The sequence below is a fragment of the Streptomyces sp. RK9 genome, assembly GCF_045070545.1.
GTDB classification, from domain to species: domain Bacteria; phylum Actinomycetota; class Actinomycetes; order Streptomycetales; family Streptomycetaceae; genus Streptomyces; species Streptomyces alboflavus.
This window is the reverse complement of record NZ_CP173703.1, coordinates 1,502,449-1,520,977: the sequence shown is the minus strand read 5'-3', so window position 1 is coordinate 1,520,977 and position 18,529 is coordinate 1,502,449. Positions and strand designations below refer to the sequence as shown.

13 protein-coding genes and 1 tRNA gene are annotated in these 18,529 nt (G+C 72.8%); 10 read left to right on the top strand and 4 right to left on the bottom strand.

The genetic code is table 11. The features are described from left to right. Nucleotides 1–4: 4 nt before the first annotated feature. Together AB6L24_RS05865 and AB6L24_RS05860 are read left to right on the top strand one after the other, a co-directional pair. A complete protein-coding gene (locus tag AB6L24_RS05865; protein WP_405652847.1) occupies nt 5–607 on the top strand; it encodes a helix-turn-helix domain-containing protein in 603 nt (200 codons plus the stop codon). Then, a complete protein-coding gene (locus tag AB6L24_RS05860; protein ID WP_405652845.1) occupies nt 604–1,191 on the top strand; it encodes a GNAT family N-acetyltransferase in 588 nt (195 codons plus the stop codon). The genes AB6L24_RS05865 and AB6L24_RS05860 overlap by 4 nt, the downstream gene beginning before the upstream one ends. Here the strand turns inward: AB6L24_RS05860 and AB6L24_RS05855 are convergent. Both AB6L24_RS05855 and AB6L24_RS05850 read right to left on the bottom strand, forming a co-directional pair. Further along, nucleotides 1,161–2,021, bottom strand: coding sequence for a sugar phosphate isomerase/epimerase family protein (locus AB6L24_RS05855; protein ID WP_405652842.1), 861 nt, complete (start codon nt 2,019–2,021; stop codon nt 1,161–1,163). The two genes, AB6L24_RS05860 and AB6L24_RS05855, sit on opposite strands and share 31 nt — an antisense overlap. Then, complete coding sequence (locus AB6L24_RS05850; protein ID WP_405652839.1) at nt 2,018–5,506, bottom strand: ThuA domain-containing protein; 3,489 nt, start codon at nt 5,504–5,506, stop codon at nt 2,018–2,020. Before AB6L24_RS05850 ends, AB6L24_RS05855 begins: the two co-directional genes overlap by 4 nt. A 254-nt stretch (nt 5,507–5,760) precedes the next feature. On the opposite strand from AB6L24_RS05850, the gene AB6L24_RS05845 reads away from it, so the two are divergent. The 3 genes from AB6L24_RS05845 to AB6L24_RS05835 all read left to right on the top strand — a co-directional run bounded on the left by AB6L24_RS05845 (nt 5,761) and on the right by AB6L24_RS05835 (nt 8,707). After that, nucleotides 5,761–6,732, top strand: a complete 972-nt coding sequence (locus AB6L24_RS05845) for an alpha/beta fold hydrolase (RefSeq protein WP_405652836.1) — start codon at nt 5,761–5,763, stop codon at nt 6,730–6,732. 48 nt (nt 6,733–6,780) lie between these two features. Continuing rightward, nucleotides 6,781–7,137 carry an MmcQ/YjbR family DNA-binding protein gene (locus AB6L24_RS05840; protein ID WP_405652833.1) on the top strand — a complete coding sequence of 119 codons (357 nt, stop codon included), beginning with the start codon at nt 6,781–6,783 and terminating at the stop codon, nt 7,135–7,137. A 199-nt stretch (nt 7,138–7,336) separates the two neighbouring features. Further along, on the top strand, nt 7,337–8,707 hold the full coding sequence (locus AB6L24_RS05835; RefSeq protein WP_405652830.1) for an MFS transporter: 1,371 nt from the start codon (nt 7,337–7,339) through the stop codon (nt 8,705–8,707). 160 nt (nt 8,708–8,867) lie between these two features. Here the strand turns inward: AB6L24_RS05835 and AB6L24_RS05830 are convergent, their stop codons facing one another. Both AB6L24_RS05830 and AB6L24_RS05825 read right to left on the bottom strand, forming a co-directional pair. Further along, nucleotides 8,868–9,764: a transketolase family protein gene (locus AB6L24_RS05830; RefSeq protein WP_405652828.1), complete on the bottom strand. Its 897-nt coding sequence runs from the start codon at nt 9,762–9,764 to the stop codon at nt 8,868–8,870. Nucleotides 9,765–9,858: 94 nt separating this feature from the next. Further along, on the bottom strand, nt 9,859–10,560 hold the full coding sequence (locus AB6L24_RS05825) for a transketolase (RefSeq protein ID WP_405652826.1): 702 nt from the start codon (nt 10,558–10,560) through the stop codon (nt 9,859–9,861). A gap of 126 nt (nt 10,561–10,686) precedes the next feature. On the opposite strand from AB6L24_RS05825, the gene AB6L24_RS05820 reads away from it, so the two are divergent. The 5 genes from AB6L24_RS05820 to AB6L24_RS05800 all read left to right on the top strand — a co-directional run bounded on the left by AB6L24_RS05820 (nt 10,687) and on the right by AB6L24_RS05800 (nt 18,501). Continuing rightward, nucleotides 10,687–10,763: transfer RNA gene (locus AB6L24_RS05820), tRNA-Pro, on the top strand. Nucleotides 10,764–10,977: 214 nt separating this feature from the next. Beyond that, on the top strand, nt 10,978–14,865 hold the full coding sequence (locus AB6L24_RS05815) for a Pls/PosA family non-ribosomal peptide synthetase (protein WP_405652824.1): 3,888 nt from the start codon (nt 10,978–10,980) through the stop codon (nt 14,863–14,865). Nucleotides 14,866–14,936: 71 nt separating this feature from the next. Then, nucleotides 14,937–16,268, top strand: coding sequence for a M1 family metallopeptidase (locus AB6L24_RS05810; RefSeq protein WP_405652821.1), 1,332 nt, complete (start codon nt 14,937–14,939; stop codon nt 16,266–16,268). 347 nt (nt 16,269–16,615) lie between these two features. Beyond that, nucleotides 16,616–17,230 carry a bacilysin biosynthesis protein BacA gene (locus tag AB6L24_RS05805; RefSeq protein WP_405652818.1) on the top strand — a complete coding sequence of 205 codons (615 nt, stop codon included), beginning with the start codon at nt 16,616–16,618 and terminating at the stop codon, nt 17,228–17,230. After that, nucleotides 17,227–18,501, top strand: coding sequence for a DUF6421 family protein (locus AB6L24_RS05800; RefSeq protein WP_405652816.1), 1,275 nt, complete (start codon nt 17,227–17,229; stop codon nt 18,499–18,501). The genes AB6L24_RS05805 and AB6L24_RS05800 overlap by 4 nt, the downstream gene beginning before the upstream one ends. The last annotated feature ends 28 nt before the right edge of the window (nt 18,502–18,529 follow it).

The following is an 18,529-nucleotide window of genomic DNA, read 5'->3' as shown; positions in this document are numbered from 1 at the left end:
GAATATGGGAAGCGATGATGGAGGGGTGGTGGCCGACGCGGCCGCCCCCGGCACGGACGTGGACGCCCGGCTCGCCACCCGCCTGTCCGGGTTGCGGGCCGAACACGGCTGGTCCCTCGGCGAGTTGGCGGAGCGCAGCGGTGTCAGCAGGTCGACGCTCTCACGGGCCGAGCGCGGCGAGATCAGCCCGACGGCCGCGATCCTGAACCGCCTCTGCGGTGCCTACGGCCGCACCATGTCGCAGCTCCTCAGCGAGGTCGAGGCCGAGCCCGCGCAAATCGTGCGCGCCGCCGAGCAGGCCGTGTGGGCCGACGAGGCATCCGGTTTCGTACGGCGGTCCGTCTCGCCGCCGCACGCGGGCCTGCGCGGCGAAGTCGTCGAGGGCACGCTCGCCCCCGGCGCCGACCTGGCGTACGACCGGCCGCCCGTCCCCGGGCTCGAACAGCACCTCTGGGTCCTCGACGGCGATCTTGAGGTGACGGTGGGCGGCGAGCCGCACGCGCTCGCCACCGGTGACTGCCTGCGGTTCCGGGTGTGGGGCGCCACCCGCTTCCGGTGCGGGGGTGCCGTGTCCGCGCGCTACGCGCTGCTGGTGGTGGCGCCGTGACGACGGATTCCGTACTCGGCGCTGAGTGCGTGTCGGGCAGCCAACTGGTCGATGTGGCACACGAGTTGGGAGAGCTGCTCGTCGACGCGGTGGACGGCGGCGCGTCCGTGGGCTTCCTGGCCGGGCTCGACCAGGAAGCCGCCGCCCGATGGTGGCGCGACCGGGCGGCGGACGTCGACGTCGGGCGCACGGCCACGTGGATCGTCCGCGCGGGCGGGCGCGTCACCGGCACGGTGAGCCTGGCGTACCCGGACAAACCCAACGCCCGCCACCGCGCCGAGCTGGTGAAGCTCCTGGTGCACCGCGAGGCGCGGGGCCGCGGCCTCGGTCGGGCGTTGCTGCGCCTCGCGGAGCTGGAGGCGGCCCGCGCGGGCGTGACGCTGCTGCTCCTGGACACCCAGGCGGGCAGCCCCGCCGAGTCCCTGTACGACTCGGCGGGCTGGACCCGTCTGGGTGTCGTGCCCGGCCACGCGGCGGATCCGGCCGGAGCGCTCCGCCCGACGGCCTTCTTCTACAAGGAGATCGGCGGCCGAGGCGAGCCCGCCGGGGCGCCTCAGTACCGCAGCGCCGCCAGATACCGATAGCTGTTCCGCGCCGTCGCGAACGGATCCGCGGGGTTGTCGTGCTCGACCAGCCACTGCCGCACCCCGCCCCTGCGCGCGTGGTCGAACATCGCCGCGAAGTCCAGCGTCCCCGAGCCCACGTCGGCGAAGTCGCCGTTCGGGGCCATGTCCTTGACGTGCAGTGCCGGGAAGCGGCCGGGGTGGCGCACGAAGCAACTCCCGGGATCGGCGCTGCCCTTGACGGCCCAGTACACGTCCAGCTCGAAGCCGACCAGGTCCGGGTCGGTCTCCGTGAGGAGGATGTCGTACAGGTTCACGCCGTCGACCACGGCGTGGTCCGAGCCGTGGTTGTGGAAGAGCAGCCGGCCCAGGCCCGCGTCGCGTGCCGCCTGTCCGATCCGGTTGAACTCCCGTGCCGCCTCCCGGAATCCGGCGGGCGAGTGCAGCGCCCCCGGGAGGCTCGGCACGACGGGCCAGGCGGCGCCGAGCGTGTGCAGGTCCGCGAGGGCCTGGCCGAGGCCGGGGCCGCGCAGGACGTCGTACGCGACGTGTTCGAGGACCGCGTCGAGACGGACGTCGTCCAGCATCCGGCGGATGGCGGTCGCCGAACGGCCGTGACGGCCGCTGACGCCGACCGTCGCGTAGCCCATCGCGGCGAGCCGCTCCAGCGTGCCCGGGAAGTCCTGCGCGAGGGCGGTGCGCATCGTGTAGAGGTGCATGCCGATGCCGCCGCGCGGGATGCGGCGGCACGGCCGCCCGCGCCCCTGTGCCGCCCGCGCGGGCAGTCCGGTGCCGACTGCCGCGGCGAGGCCCAGCGACGTACCGAGAAACGCCCGTCTGGTCGCGCTCATGACCGTCCTCCCTTCGCGGGCGGTCGCACGGTGATCCGGACCGAACCGGTCGTCGTGTCGCCCTTGTCGTCCGTGACGGTCAGCCGCGCCGTGTACGTGCCCGCGCGCGGGTAGGCGTGTTCCGCGGTCGGGCCTTCCGGAGTGCCCGGCTTGGAGTTGTCCCCGAAGTCCCAGTGGTACGAGGTGACTTCGCGTCCGGCGGGCAGTTGCGGCTTGCCGGTGAGGCGGACGGTGAGCGGCGGGGCGCCGCTGTCCGGGGCGGCCGTGACCGTCACGCGGGCGTGCGGGCTCTTCTCCACGCCGGGGCCGTTGAAGTGCAGCCAGTCCACGGTGAACAGGTCCGGCTTGTCCTCGGCCCACTGCGGGTTGGTGAACACGGCGTAGAGCTTCGTCGTGCCGTCGTGGCGGGCGAGCTGCGTGGTGGGGGAGATGAAGTTGCTGTAGCTGCCGGTGTTCGGCACCGTCACCTTGCCGAGCAGCCTGCCCGTCGGCGAGCCCGCCCGGAACTCGACGTCGCCGCCGAGCCCGCCGGACGCCGCGCCGACCGTCACCGAGTCCACGCCCTTCAGATGCACCGGGTCGAAGGCGACCCAGTCGCCGTCCTCGATCTCGATGAGCCGCTTCCCGCCGGACGCGTCGGGCCGACTGCCCGTCTCCGCACCGCCGTGCGCGCCCCCGGTGGCCGTGCGGTGCTCCGCCTCCCGCAGCGAGGTCCGCAGCGTCAGCGCGTCGGAGCCGGTGAGCGCGGGCACGCCCGGGGTGCCCCTGTCCGTGTACTGGGCGGTGATGCCGTAGTACAGGTTCTGGCCCGGGCCGTGGCTGTCGCCGGTGTCCGTGACGATCTCGCCCTTGCAGCCGGTGTGGTTGTCCAGCGGGTGCAGATGCGAGTCGTGGCCGAGCTGGGACTGCACGACGACCTTGGAGCAGTCGATCTTCCGGTCCTCGGGGTCGGTGACCCTCACCGTGAACGGGATGGTGTCGCCGAAGCTGAACATGCCGCCGTCCGGCGGCTGTTGGACCGTCACCGTCGGCCTGGTGTTGCCCACGGTGACCTCCCGCACGGCGAGCCCGCTCAGCTCACCCGGACCCGTGACCTTCAGGCGCGCGGTGAACTGGCCCTTCTTCGTGTACGTGTGGGTCGGGTTCGCCGCCGTGGAGTCGGTGGTCCCGTCACCGTCGAAGTCCCAGGCGTACGTCACCGGCTTGCCGTCCGGCAGCCCCGAACCCGCGCTGGAGAAGGCCACCTTCAGCGGCGACGTGCCGTTGTCGGGAGTGGCGCTCACACGGGCGTCCGGCAGCCGCTTGTCCGCCACGTAGTCGATGCGGTAGATGCCCGCGCCCTCGTTGCTGCCGCCGCGCCCCGTGCCGCTGCCGAGCCCGAAGTCGATCACGTACATCGCGCCGTCCGGACCGAAGTCGGCGTCGAAGGGCTGGTTCCACTTCATGTCCGGGAAGATCCCGTTGATCGAGTGCAGCTCGCCCGCCCTGGCGGGCGGGAACCGCGGATCGGTGAACTCCTGGTCCTTCTCCTGGACCGAGAACGCCTTGAACCACTGCCGCGTCAGCTCGTACGTGAACCACTTGCCCTCGAAGTACTCGGGGAACTTGGTCCGGTACGGGTTGTCGGCGTCGTAGTCGTAGACGGGACCGCTCATCGGGCCGCCGCCCCCGGTGCCCAGCTCGGGGAAGCGCGCGGACGCGGAGTAGGCGTACCAGACGTCGGCGGCCTTCGCGGCCGGCAGGTCCCGCAGGCCCGTGTTGTTCGGCGAGTCGTTGACGAGCTTGCCGCAGTCGAACTTCGCGCCGGGCCTCTGGGCCGCGAAGTCGTAGTCGTTGAAGGGGGTGTTGTCGCCCACGCAGTACGGCCAGCCGTAGTTCCCGGCCTGGGTGATCCGGTTGAACTCCACCGTGCCCTCGGGGCCGCGGTCGGGCACGGCCTGACGCGCGTCCGGGCCGTAGTCGGCGACGAGGAGCGCGCCGCTCACCGGGTCCGTGGTGATCCGGAACGGGTTGCGCATGCCCATCGCGTAGACCTCGGGGCGCGTCCTGTCCGTGCCGGGCGCGAAGAGGTTGCCCTCCGGGATCCCGTACGTCCCGTCGTCCTTCGGCGTGATCCGCAGGACCTTGCCGCGGAGGTCGTTCGTGTTGCCCGAGGTGCCCTGCGCGTCCCAGGCGCGGCGGCCCTCGCGCTCGTCGACCGGCGTGAAGCCGTCCGACGCGAACGGGTCGGTGTTGTCGCCCGTCGCGACGTACAGGTCACCCTTCTTGTCGAAGGCGATCGAGCCCGCCATGTGCGAGTTCGCCCGCCCCTCGCCGCGCAGCGTCGGAATGGTCAGGAGCCGCTTCTCCGAGTCCGGGTCGACCTTGCCGCCCGCCTCCGTGAACCGCGACAGGTTGAGGCGCTTCTCGGTCTTGTCCGAGTGCAGCAGATACAGCCAGTGGTTGCTGGCGAAGTCCGGGTCGAGGGCGAGCCCGAGCAGACCGTCGGACTGGCTCGTCATGTCCGGCGTGTACGCGAAGTCGAGGGCCGTCGTGACCTTCAGCGTCTCCTGGTCGATCACCTTCAGCCTGCCGGTGCGCTGGATGAAGAACACCCGCCGGTCCGGCGCCACCGCCAGCTCGAACGGGTCGGCGAGATCCTCGGTGACCAGCGGCGTGCGCTGGAACGCGCCCGTCTTCGTGGCCGTGCAGTCGCCCGCCTTCGCCCCGGCCGCCCACTCGATGCCGCCAAGGAGGTGCCGCAGGAACGCCTGCTCCGAGAACGCCGCGGACGCGTGCCCGCCCGCCGTGTACCAGGAGCGGCCGCCGTCGTAGTTCTGGCACCACGACCACGGGTGGTCCACGCCCTCGTCGAGGCCGTCGACCCCGTCACGCACCTTGATCTGCGCGAGCGTGTGCACCTTCCCGGTCGGATTGGCGCGCCAGTTGTACCACTCCTCCTCGCGCTCCCACAGCTGCGGAAGCCCCTTCGTGGACGGGTGCGCCCGGTCGAGGACCTTGACCCGGCCCTTCTGCACCGGCGGATGCTTGTCGAAGATCGCCCCGACAAGCCCCTCGTACCAGCCCCAGTCCCGCTCGCTCGCCGACGCGGCGTGCAGCCCCACCCAGCCGCCGCCCCCGCGCACGAACTTCTGCAGCGCCGCACGCTGCGCCGCGTCCAGCAGGTCGCCCTTCTCCGGTGTGGAGTTGGTGTTGTTGAACACGATCGCCTGGAACCGGGCGAGGCCCGCATCGGTGAAGGCCGCCGCGTCGTCGGTGGCCTCCACCTCGAAGCCGTGCTCGGCCCCCAGCTTTTTGATCGCCTCGATGCCCGCGGGAATGGACTCGTGCGGGTAGTTGGTGACCTTGGAGAAGACCAGGACCCGGAAGGCCGCCGCGGCCTCGGCGCGCGGCGGCGACGACAGGCCGAGGCCGACGAGGAGGGCGAACAGGGCGATCAGGACGGTGAACGGTCTGGACAGGCGGGCACTTCGCGTGGAACTCATGGCGCTCCCTGGGCTTGGACGGCTGCCGGTAGCCGGGTGTGCGGTGAGTCGCGGTGGTGCGGCGGAGTGCGCGGGACGGTGGGCCGATCGCCGTGGAAAGCGCTTACTCCGCAAGGTTGTTCAGCGTAGGTTCTGCTTCCGGGGAGGGTCAATGGGTCGGCGGGGCCGCGGGCGGCGCGGGGGTTGACGGTCGCCTCGCGGGGGAGGGTGTGCCGGGAGAGACGTGTCCCACCGCACAGCAGAGGAGTGCTCCGATGCCGGACCACGACCACGCCGAGCCGGTCACGTACACCGCGGGACTGCTGACCGCGCCGGACGGCGTGCCCGTCGCCACGTACACCTGGCTGCCCGCAGGGAGCAGGCCCCGCGCCGTCGTGCAGATCGCCCACGGCGCCGCCGAACACGGTCTGCGCTACGCACGGTTCGCCCGCCACCTGGTCGCGCACGGGTACGGGGTGGTCGCCTCCGACCACCGCGGCCACGGCGCCACCGCGCGGTCCACCGGCGGCTACGGCGTCACCGACACGGCCGACCCCGACAGCGGCACCGACGCCTGGCGGGCGATCGTCGACGACCTCAAGGCCATCGGCGACCAGGTGCGCACCCTGCACCCCGACGTCCCCGTCGTCCTGCTCGGCCACAGCCTGGGCTCCCTGCTCGCCCGGGACTACGCCCAGGAGTACCCGGACACGCTCACCGGCCTGATCCTCTCCGGGACGTTCCGCTCGCTGCCCGGAGCGGAGACCGAGACGGCCGCCGCACGGCTCCGCGAGGAGATCGCCCAGGGCGGCCGCGCCGCCCGCTCGTCCTTCCTCGCCGAACTCTTCGCCTCCTTCAACGACCCCTACCCCCACCGCACCGGCTTCGAGTGGCTCTCCCGCGACGAGGCGGAGGTCGACGCCTACGCGGCCGACGAGGCCTGCGGCTTCGCCTTCTCGGCGGGCCTCACGCTGGACTGGGTGCATGCCGTCCGCAAGATCAACGACCCCCGGAACCTCGCCCGCGTCCCCGCCGACCTGCCCGTCCACATCGCCGTCGGCACACAGGACCCCTGCAACCAGGGGATGACGCTCGTGTACGAACTCCTGGAGGACTTCCGGTACGCGGGCGTACGGGACCTGACCTGGAAGGGGTACGAGGGCGCGCGGCACGAGATCCTCAACGAGACGAACCGGGACGAGGTGCAGCGGGACCTCACGGGGTGGCTGGACGCGCGGATCCCGTAGGACCAGGTCGGCGGGCGATTGTCAGTCGGCTTGGCTACGGTTCTGGCCATGGTCAACGCCGATGATGTACGCCGCACCGCGCTCGCCCTGCCCGACACGACGGAGAAGCTCGCCTGGAGCATGCCGACGTTCCGCGTCGCCGGGAAGATGTTCGTCACGCTCCCCGAGGAGGAGACGTCCATCGCCGTGCGCTGCCCGAAGCTGGAGCGCGACGAATTGGTGCTCGCCGAGCCGGACAAGTTCTGGATCGCCGACCACGAGGCGGGCTTCGCCTGGGTCCGGGTCCGCCTGAAGGCCGTCGACCAGGAGGAACTGTCCGACATCCTCGCGGACTCGTGGCGGCAGGCGGCGCCGCCCCGACTGCTGGAGAGCCACCCGGAGTTGGGAGTTCCGGCCGGGGAGTAGAGGGGCGCGGGGCGCTTCGGCAGGGGGATGACCTGGGCGGTCTTCGGGAGGCGGCGGGGGTGCGTGCCCGGACGGCGTGGGGGCGGCGTACGGGCGGCGTCTTAATCCGGCTGAGTGTGGCCGGATCGCATGGCATGATCCGGCGTCGTGCCGTCGGCGGTCAGCGGGCACCATCGCTCAGCGGAGGGGCGGGTCGGGTATGTCAGGGGTGGCGTCGGGAGGTTCGGGGGAGTCGGACGAACCGGAGATACGCGGGGTTGCGGCGGGCACACGGCCAGATGCGCCCGGCGGGCTGTGGTCGCGGGACTTCGGGCTCTTCTTCGTGGCGCGGGCCATCGCCAAGCTCGGCGACACGATGCTGCCCGTCGCCCTCGCCGCCGGGATGCTGCAGCACGGGTACGGCGCCGGAGCGGTGGGCCTCGCGATGGCCGCGACCGCCGCCTGCTTCGCGAGCCTCGTCATCTTCGGCGGCGTCTTCGCCGACCGGTTCAGCACCCGGCTCCTGATGATCGGCGCCGACGCGGTGCGCCTCGTCACCCAGTCGCTCGCCGCCGTCTTCTTCCTCACCGGCCATGTGGTGCTGTGGGAGATCTGCCTGATCGGCGCGGTCAACGGCGCCGCGGCCGCGGTCTTCCAGCCCGGCGTCGCCAGCACCGTGCCCCGGCTCGCCACCGACGTGCAGAAGGCCAACGGCGTGATCAGGGTCGCCGAGTCCGGCGCGCAGCTCGCGGGCCCGGCCGTCGCGGGCGTCCTCGTCGGCCTGGCCTCACCCGCCGCCGTCTTCGCCGCCCACGCCGGTACGTACGCCCTGAGCGCCCTGTGCCTGCTGCTCCTGCGGCTGCCGCCGGCCGTGCCCGGCAGCCGTGCGGCGAGCCTCGGCTTCAAGAAGGACCTGGCCGTCGGATGGCGGGAGTTCCGGGCCCGGACGTGGCTGTGGAGCGTCATCGCCATCTGGTGCGTCCTGATGATCACCGTGACCGGGCCTGCCACGCCCCTGGTCGCCGTCACCGTCGTCGAGCAGCACGGCTCGGGTGCGTACGGCCTCGTCAACTCCGCCCTCGGCGCGGGCACCGTCATCGGCGGGGTGATCGCGCTGCGGCTTCGGCCCCGGCGGATGCTGCGCGCCGGTGCGTTCGCCCTCGTCGGCTTCGCCGCGTTCCCCGCGTCCGTCGGGGCGCAGGCCGGCGTGGGGTTGATGGTCGTGGGGGCCGTGGTCGCCGGGGCGGGGACGTCGTTCTGGGCGGTGATGTGGGCCACCAGTGTGCAGACCCAGGTGCCGTCGGACGTTCTCAACCGCATTCACGCCTACGACGTGGCGGGGTCGTTGGCGATGTTGCCCGTCGGGCAGGCGTTGGCGGGGCCTGCGGCGGCCGTGTTCGGTGCGGAGCGGGTGTTGTTGATGGGTGGGGTGATGGTGCTTGTGGTGTGTGGGGCGTTGTTGGGGGTGCCTGCGGTGCGGGGGTTGGTGCGGGTGGGGGGTGGGGGCCTTGCCGGGGGCTCCCCAAGCCCGCCCCTTCCCGAAACTGGGGCTCCGCCCCAGACCCCGCTCCTCAAACGCCGGAGGGGCTAGATATGTCGCCGGTGCGGCAAGGTTCTGGCCCGCACCGGCAAGGTTTCAGCCCGTCCGGCGATTGAGGACGAGGCGCGAAGCGCCGGTACACGGGGTCCGGGGCGGTGCCCCGGTTTCGGGAAGGGGCGGGACTGGGGAAAGCCCCGCAGGGCCCCCAACCTCAGCCCAAGAACCCCCCGATCCGCCCGCGCAGCGACCCCGCGTCCAGCCCGTGCGCCCGCACATGCTCCTCCACCCGCCCGTACCGCCGCAGCTCCCGCCGCCCCACCCCGAGCCCGAGCACCCGGTGCGGCACCTCCACGAGCGCGTCGTTCACGGCAGCCGTCGACGTACCGGCGAGATACGGCTCGACGACCACGACGTCAGCCGCACCCGCCGACACCGCCCGCCGCACGGCCTCCGCGTCGAACGGCCGCACCGTCGTCGCGTACAGCACCGTCACATCCATCCCCTCCGTGGCGGCGAGCACCTGATCGAGGAGCGGACCCACGGCGATCACCACGCCCCGCCGCCCCTCCCGCACGGTCAGGAACCGCGTGCCGTCCACCGGCATCGGCGCGGCGTTGGCCTGCACGGACAGCCGTACGTACACCTTCTCGTCGCCCGCGGCGACCGCGTGCCGCAGCAGCGTCTCGGCCTCGTCGGGGTGGCCCGGCACATGCACGGTCCAGTCGTCCAGCGTGTCGAGGAGGGCGACGTCGCCGGGCGACATGTGCGTGAAGCCGCCCTCGGGCCAGTCGAAGGACGCCGCCGCGCTGACCAGGACGCCGCCGACGCCCTGGTGGCCGAAGTCCAGCTTGATCTGCTCGAAGGGCCGTTCCACCAGGAAGCTCGCGAAGGTGTGCACGACGGGCCGCAGCCCCGCGAGGGCGAGCCCGGCGCCGGTGCCGACGAGCAGCTGCTCCCGGATGCCGACATTGATCACCCGGTCCGGATGAGCCCGCATCGCGTCCTTGAAACCGTCCACGCCGATCTCGGCGAGCACGACGGCGACGCGCGGGTCCTCGTCGAGCAGCCGCGTCATGACGGGGGCGAAACGGTCACGCATGGTGTCCATGGGGAACTGTCCTTCCGGAAGAGATGAGCCGAGGGAGAAGGGCGGGGGAGGGAAGGGGAGGGGAGACGGGGCGGGGTGGAGCCGCCCCAGGGGCTCACGCCGACTTGGGCTCCACCCGGGCGATGACCGCGTGCGGCCGCCCCGCGTGCGGCGCCGTGAACGCCGCGTACAGCGCCTCGTGGTCGCGGCCGTCCACGGTGACCGCGGACCACCCGGCGGCCTCGAAGCGGGCCGCGATGCCGCCGGGGCGGGCGTAGGTGGCCGAAGCGTTGTCGATCACGAGGGTGTGCAGTCGTTCGAGGCCGGCCGGGCCCGCGTAGGCGATGGCCTCGTGGTTGCTGCCCTCGTCCAGCTCGGCGTCCCCGACGAGCACCCACACGTGCGGGTCGGTCAGGCCCCGGGCCCGCAGGCCGAGGGTCGTGCCGACGGCGAGCGGCAGGCCGTGCCCGAGGGAGCCGCTGCCGATCTCGGCGCCCGGGACCAGGACGCGGTCCGGGTGGTGCCCGAGCGGGGAGTCGTACGACCCGAAGCCCTCCAGCCAGTCGACGGGCAGGAAGCCCTTGGCCGCGAGCACGGCGTAGTAGGCCATCGGCCCGTGCCCCTTGGACAGCAGGAACCGGTCGCGGCCCGGATCGTCCGTGCGCTCGGGTGTGACCCTGAGCACGCGGTCGTAGAGCACCCACAGCGCGTCCAGCGTGGACGTGGCCGCGGGACCGTGCTTCTCGTCGCCCGTCATCAGGCCCATGAGGCGGGGGAGGTCCGCGTACGTGAAGGTGTGCTCCGTTGTCGTCGTCATAACGACGAGCGTGCAACCTGAACCAGACTTGAGGTCAAGCGGGGAAAGGCGTGAGCGATCACGGTCCGGAGTGCGGTATTGTTTCGGTGCGCGTTCGGCCAGGGGAAACCCCAGGTCAGCGGGCACCGGGACGTGGCGCAGCTTGGTAGCGCACTTGACTGGGGGTCAAGGGGTCGCAGGTTCAAATCCTGTCGTCCCGACCATGTGTCTCACAGGTCGGAGGCCGTTCTCGCCGGAAGGCGGGGGCGGCCTTTTCCGTGTCTCCGGGAGCGGTGGCCTTGCTCACTCCGCCGCGCCGCGTTCACGACAAGCGATTAGGCTATGCCGGTTGTTTGGTCCAGGACCGGACAACCCCAGGCAAACCGGGAGTGGCACGGCGAGCTCCCGGGGATCCGCGGCCTTCGACGATGGGACCCGATGGAAGCCACGCGCGCGAACGCTGAGCTCAGCCTGCTCGAAGCGGAGATCAGCGAACAGTTCGAGGAGCCGGCCTTCTTCACCACGGGGAGCGCCGCCGCACCGCGCACCCTGGTCGACATCCTCGACGCGACCGTGCGGGCACACCCCGACGAACCCGCCCTCGACGACGGCACCCGCCAGCTGACGTACCGCACGCTGGCCGCGGAGGTGGAACAGCTACGGCGCGGGCTCGACGCCGCCGGAGTCGGCAGGGGCGACCGCGTCGGCGTCCGCGTGCCGAGTGGCACCAACGAGCTGTACGTCGCGATCCTCGCCGTCATCGCCGCGGGCGCCGCCTACGTCCCGGTCGACGCCGAGGACCCCGACGAGCGCGCCGACCTCGTCTTCGGCGAGGCCGGTGTGCGGACCGTCATCGGCGCCGGGCACGCCTTCACCGTCGACAAGCCCGCCGACGTCCCCGCCGGACGTCCCGGCCTCGACGACGACGCGTGGATCATCTTCACGTCCGGCTCGACCGGCAGGCCCAAGGGCGTCGCCGTCAGCAACCGCAGCGCCGCCGCGTTCGTGGACGCCGAGGCCGCCCTGTTCCTCCAGGAGGAGCCCATCGGGCCCGGCGACCGCGTCATGGCAGGTCTGTCCGTCGCCTTCGACGCGTCCTGCGAGGAGATGTGGCTGGCCTGGCGCTACGGCGCCTGCCTCGTGCCCGTGCCGCGCGCGCAGGTGCGCAGCGGCGCCGACCTCGGGCCCTGGCTGGTCGAGCAGGAGATCACCGTGGTCTCCACCGTGCCGACGCTCGCCGCCCTGTGGGAGCCCGAGACCCTGAACGACGTACGCCTGCTGATCTTCGGCGGCGAGGCCTGCCCGCCCGAGCTGACCCAGCGCCTGGTCACCGAGGGCCGCGAGGTGTGGAACACCTACGGCCCGACGGAGGCCACGGTCGTGGCGTGCGCCGCCCTGATGACCGGCGACGAACCGATCCGGATCGGGCTGCCGCTCACCGGCTGGGAACTGGTCGTCGTCGACGAGGCGGACCGGCCCGTACCGATGGGGGAGAGCGGTCAGCTCGTCATCGGCGGCGCGGGCCTCGCCCGCTACCTCGACCCGGAGAAGGACGCCGAGAAGTACGCGCCCCTGGAGTCCATGGGCTGGCGGCGCGCCTACCGCAGCGGCGACCTCGTCAAGGCCGACCCCGAGGGCCTGATCTTCCTCGGCCGCACCGACGAGCAGATCAAGCTCGGCGGCCGCCGCATCGAACTCGGCGAGGTCGACGCCGCCCTCCAGGCCCTGCCCGGCGTCGCGGGCGCGGCCGCCGCCGTCCGCACCGCACGCGGCGGCAACCAACTGCTCGTCGGCTACCTCGTCCCCCAGGACGGCTTCGACCAGGCGGCCGCCGTCGAGAAGCTGCGCGCCGAACTGCCCGCCGCCCTCGTGCCGTTGCTCGCCCCCGTCGACGACCTGCCCACCCGCACCTCCGGCAAGGTCGACCGCAACGCCCTGCCCTGGCCCCTGCCCGACCTCGACACCGGTGGCAGGGCCGAGCAGCTGTACGGCACCGAGGCCTGGCTCGCCGAACAGTGGAGCGAGACCCTCGGCATCCCCGTGACCAGCGCGTCCGACGACTTCTTCGCGATCGGCGGCGGCAGCCTCGCCGCCGCCCAGCTCACCACCCGGCTGCGCACCCGCTACCCGAGCGCCGCCGTCATCGACATCTACGAACGGCCCGTCCTGCGCAAGCTGGCCCGCCGCCTGGAGAAGTCCGCACAGGACGACGGCGCCGCCCGCGAGATCGCCCCCGTGCCCCTGCGCACCCAGGTGGCCCAAGTGGCCCTGCTGCTCCCGCTGTTCACCCTCGTCGGCCTGCGCTGGACGGTCGCGCTCGCCGCGCTCGGCAACGTCCTGCACCACTTCGGCGCCTACCCGTGGGCCCCCTCCGCCTCCTGGTGGCTGATCGCCGCCGGCGTCCTCGTCCTGTACAGCCCGCCCGGACGCCTCGCCCTCGCGGCGGGCGGCGCCCGGCTGCTGCTGCGCGGCGTCCAGCCCGGCAGCCATCCGCGCGGCGGCTCCGTGCACCTGCGCCTGTGGACCGCCGAGCGCCTCGCCGAGTACAGCGGCGCGACCTCCCTGACCGGCTCCTGGCTGGAGCGGTACGCCCGCGCGCTCGGCGCCAAGGTCGGCTCCGAGGTCGACCTGCACTCCCTGCCGCCGGTCACCGGCCTGCTCAAGCTCGGCCGCGGCTGCGCCGTCGAGACCGAGGTGGACCTGTCCGGGCACTGGCTCGACGGCGACCGGCTCGAGATCGGCGCGATCAAGGTCGGCGCGGGTGCCGTGGTCGGCACCCGCAGCATCCTGTTCCCCGGCGCCCGCGTCGGCAAGCGCGCCGAGGTCGCCCCGGGATCCGCCGTGCGCGGCCAGATCCCGACCGGCCAGCGCTGGGCCGGATCGCCCGCGGGCAAGCTCGGGAAGGCCAAGCGCGACTGGCCCAAGGAGCGCCCGCCGCGCGCCGTGCACTGGCGCGCGATGTACGGGATGACGGGCATCGCCCTCAGCCTCCTGCCGGTCGCCGCCGCCGTGCCCGCGCTGTTCGTCGCGCGCGCCTTCGTGTCCGCCGACGCCGCCCTCGGCGAGGCCGTGCGCGGCGCGCTGCTCGCCCTCGCCCCCGCCACCCTCGCCTTCGGCCTCGCCTACGCCCTGCTGATCCTGATCGGCGTCCGCCTGCTCAGCCTCGGCCTGCACACGGGCACCCGCCCCACCCACAGCCGCATCGGCTGGCAGGCGTGGACCGTCACCCAGCTCATGGACCTGTCCCGGCAGACCCTCTTCCCGCTGTACGCCGGGCTCGTCACCCCCGTCTGGATGCGGCTGCTCGGCATGCGCATCGGACGCGGCGCCGAGGTGTCCACCGTGCTCGCGCTGCCCAGCCTGACCACGGTCGGCGAGGGCGCGTTCCTCGCCGACGACACCCTGACCGCCCCGTACGAACTCGGTGGCGGCTGGGTGCGCATCGGCCGCGCCGAGATCGGCCGCCGCGCCTTCCTCGGCAACTCCGGCATGACCGCGCCCGGCCGCTCCGTGCCCGACGACGGCCTGGTCGGCGTCCTGTCGGCCACCCCGAAGAAGGCCAAGAAGGGCAGCTCCTACCTGGGCCTGCCGCCGGTCAAGCTGCCCCGCGCGGCGGCCGGGTCCGACGACAGCCGCACGTATGCGCCACCCGTCCGGCTCAAGCTGGCCCGCGCGCTCGTCGAGGCGTGCCGGATCGTCCCGGTGTTCTGCTCCGCGGCCCTGGTGATCTTTGTGGTCGCGCTGCTCGCCGCGGCCGCCGACCACGGCCTGTGGCTCGCCGCGCTCCTGTCCGGGGCGGTCCTGCTCGCCGCGGGCGTGCTCGGCTGCCTCGCCTCGATCGCGGCCAAGTGGCTGCTCGTCGGCAGGCACCGCACCGGCGAGCACCCGTTGTGGTGCGGCTTCGTGTGGCGCAACGAACTCGCGGACACCTTCGTCGAGATGGTCGCCGTGCCCTGGCTCGGCGGCGCCGTCCCCGGCACGCCGGTCATGAACCTGTGGCTGCGCGGGCTCGGCGCGCGGGTCGGCCGGGGCGTGTGGTGCGAGAGCTACTGGCTGCCGGAGCCCGATCTCGTGACCCTGGAGTCCGCTGCCGGCGTGAACCGGGGCAGCGTCCTGCAGACGCACCTCTTCCATGATCGGATCCTGCGGACGGATACTGTGGTCCTCCGTGCGGGCGCCACCCTGGGTCCGGGCGGGATCGTGCTGCCCGGCAGCGAGATCGGAGCCCGCTCGACCCTGGGCCCCGCGTCCCTCGTGATGGCCGGGGAGTCGGTACCGGCGGACACCCGCTGGCTCGGCAACCCGATCGAGGCCTGGCGCCCCTGAGGCGGCGGGCCGCGCCGCGGGACGCCGCGCGCGTCACGTCGTACGAGCACAGGGCAGGGAGCGGACCAGCGTTGAGCGGGCAGCAGAAGACGGCACCGGACCCCTACTTCCCGGGCAACGGTGACTCCCGCTACCGGGTGCACCGCTACGAGCTGGAGCTCGACTACCGGCCCGCACCCAACCGGCTCGCGGGCGCGGCCCGGCTCAGCGCCATAACGGGCCGGGCGCAGCTGACCGAGTTCCAGCTGAACCTCGGCGACTTCCGCATCGGCCGCGTCCGCGTCGACGGCCGCGCCGCGCACTACACGCACCGCGGCGGCAAGCTGCGGGTGCGCCCGGCGAAGGCGCTGCCCGCCGGGTCCGCGTTCACCGTCGACGTGCACTACTCGGGCAACCCCAGGCCGGTCAACAGCCCCTGGGGCGGGCTCGGCTGGGAGGAGCTGACCGACGGCGCGCTGGTCGCGAGCCAGCCGGTCGGGGCGCCGTCCTGGTACCCGTGCAACGACCGGCCCGCCGACAAGGCCGCGTACCAGATCTCGATCACCACCCCCTCCGCCTACCAGGTGGTGATCGGCGGCCGTCTGCTCACCCGCACCACCAAGGCCTCCACCACCACCTGGCTCTACGAACAGCCCGCGCCCACGCCCACCTATCTGGTCGGCCTGTCCATCGGCAAGTACCAGACGGCGCTCCTCGGCGACCCCGGGCTCAGCGGGGTGCCGCAGACCGGGCACTTCCCGGCGCACCTCCTCGCCGAGTTCTCCCGGGACTTCGCGCGCCAGCCGCAGATGATGGCGCTCTTCGAGGAGCTGTTCGGGCCCTATCCCTTCGCCGAGTACGGCGTCGTCGTGGCCGACGAGGAACTGGACGTCCCCGTCGAGGCGCAGGGCCTCTCGCTGTTCGGCGTGAACCACGTCGACGGCGCCCGGGGCGCCGAGCGGCTGGTGGCGCACGAGCTGGCCCACCAGTGGTTCGGCAACAGCGTCACCATCGCCGACTGGCGGCACATCTGGCTCAACGAGGGCCTGGCCAAGTACGCGGAGTGGCTCTGGTCGGAGCGCTCGGGCGGGCGCGACGCCCAGGAACTCGCCGCCGTCGCCCACCGACTGCTCGCCTCGCAGCCCCAGGACCTCAAGCTGGCCGACCCCGGCCGCAAGCTGATGTTCGACGACCGGCTCTACGAACGCGGCGGCCTCGCCGTGCACGCCGTGCGGTGCGCGCTCGGCGACGACGCGTTCTTCCGGATGCTGCGCGCGTGGGCCACGGTCCACCGGCACGGCGTGGTCAGCACCCAGACGTTCACCGCCCACGTCGAGCGGTACGCGCACGGCCCGGTGGACGAGCTGTTCGAGGCCTGGCTGTACGGGACGCGACTGCCCGCGCTGCCCACCGCCGTCGCCTGAGCGCCCCCTCCGAGGAGGCGCCGTCCCGGACAAGAAGGGCCGCATTGCGGTCTCCGTGACGTGATGCGTACGTCGCCCTCGCGGCCCCGGCGATGAAAGCGGCGTAATTTTCGCCCGGCCCGATGGGATTTGTCGGCGGGATTCCACAACGCCGGACGGGCCGAATTGGCCAGAGTACGGGAATCGGCGCCGAGTGCCCGGGACGCCCTGGCCGGGGCGGGGTGCGGCCGCCTAGGATCGCCGACGCGAACCTGAACCGGCGGCACACGTTCCGGGCGTTGCCCCATCACGACCGGAGAATTTCGGGAGAAATTCAAGAGGGAGTGGAAATGATGACGGGGGAACAATTGAGCGTTGCTTCTCCGCCGTGGGCGCCGTCGTCGGCGATCGACGAGATCCGGTATCTGCACACCCTCGGCCCCACCGGAACCAACCTGGAGACCGCCGCCCACCTGTGGCTGCGGCGGCACGGACGCGCCGGCCACGGACAGGTCGTCCTGCACACCTCCCTCGAACAGGCCATGGAGAGCGTGCCGAGGACCGGCGAACACGCCCTGCTCGCCTGCGCCGTCTACCCCGAGCTGCACACCCTCGTCTTCGGCAACCTGGGCACCTGCCGCATGGTCGACTGCTTCCTGTGGCCCACCCACGAGATGGTGCTCGCCGCCCCGCCCGGAGCGTGCGCCGAGCCCCGCACCGTGGCCACCCACCCCGCCCCGGCCGGGCTCGTGCCCGACCGCGGCGCCCGGCGCCTGGTGACCAGCAACGCCCAAGCCGCCATCGACTGCGCCGCAGGCCGCGCCGACGCCTGCGTCACCACCGTCGTCGCCGCGCGCGCCCACGGCCTGCGGGTGGTCCGCAGCTTCGGCGAGGTGCCGATGGTCTTCACCGTCCACCACGTGCAGGAACCCGCCCGCCGCCTACGGGAACCCAGCCACCGCGTACGGGAGTCCGGCCGATGACCGGCACCCACGCCGCACACCGCCTCCGGGACGACCTGCTCGACGAGGCCACCCGCCTCGGCCACGGCCTGCTGCCCCGCATCGACGACTTCCGCACCCGCCAGCGCGACGACGGCACCGTCCCCGCCCCGGACCCCGACGACCGCCGCCGGCTGCTCGCCGTCAAGGACGAGGCCGTGCGCTGGTTCGCCGGACACGGCCGCACGGCCCAGGCCGACGCGCTCGCCGCCGACATCGACGACTGGCTGGCCGCGGGCCTCGACACGCCGCCGCACTTCGCCCGCAGCCGTGACGCCCTCACCGCCCCCGCCGACGGCGACTGGGCGGCGTTCCTCGCCCCCGTGCAGACCACCAACAGCGCCCCGCCGGTGGGCCGGCGCCTGGAGTTCTTCCTCGTCCGCCGCAAGGAACCCGACGCCCTTTCCGAACTCGCCGTCCCCTATCCGCACCCCAAGAACAACTGCCAGGCCACCGTCCTGCTCGCGGGCAGCGCGGGGTTCGCCCAGGGCAACTGCATCGTCTTCTTCCCCGAGAATGTCGCGGCCCACGACAGAGTCACCGAACAGAATTACGCGATCTTCTTCTTCAACAAATTCCGCCGGATTCACGAGACGTTCGCCCTGCCGTCCGCACAGTCCGTGCTCACCGCCGAATCCGTGCCCAAGCACTCGGCCGGACTCGACCCCGAAGTGTGCTACCAGGCCCGCGCCTTGTGGGGATATCTCCACGACTACTTCCACCACCAGGGCCGGTGGCCCCTCGACCGGCACGTGAAGCTCAAGATGAACTGGTTCATCGGCCTCCTCGAAGAGCTGAAGGTCGACGCGAAGACCGTGCTCGCCTGCCACACGGACCCCGCCGTCCCCTACGCCGACGAGCAGATCGCCATGGTCCTGCTCGAGCGCGTGTTCCGGTACCCGCTCGACGCGCACGCCGTCCGCAACTTCGACGCGGGCACCGGCGTGTTCCTCTACTCCTGGCTCCGCTCCCGCCGCGCGCTCACCGCCGACCGCGCCGGGCGGCTGCGCCTGGACCTCGACCGCGCCCTCGGCGGACTGCGGGAGTTGGTCGACGCGGTCGAGGGTATGGAAGCGTCCGTCGGCACCCCGGCGGAGTACCGCGCGGCGGCCAAGGAACTCGTACGCACCCAGCTGCCCGAGGGCGCGGACGGCGACCGCTACGCCTTCACCGGCGACCAGCGGACGCTGCTGCGGGCACGGGAGCACCTGATGTCCTTGCCGCCGCTGCGGTTCGCGCCGGCGGAGCTGTGAGCGGGGCGCGGCGGGCCGTGTCCGGACG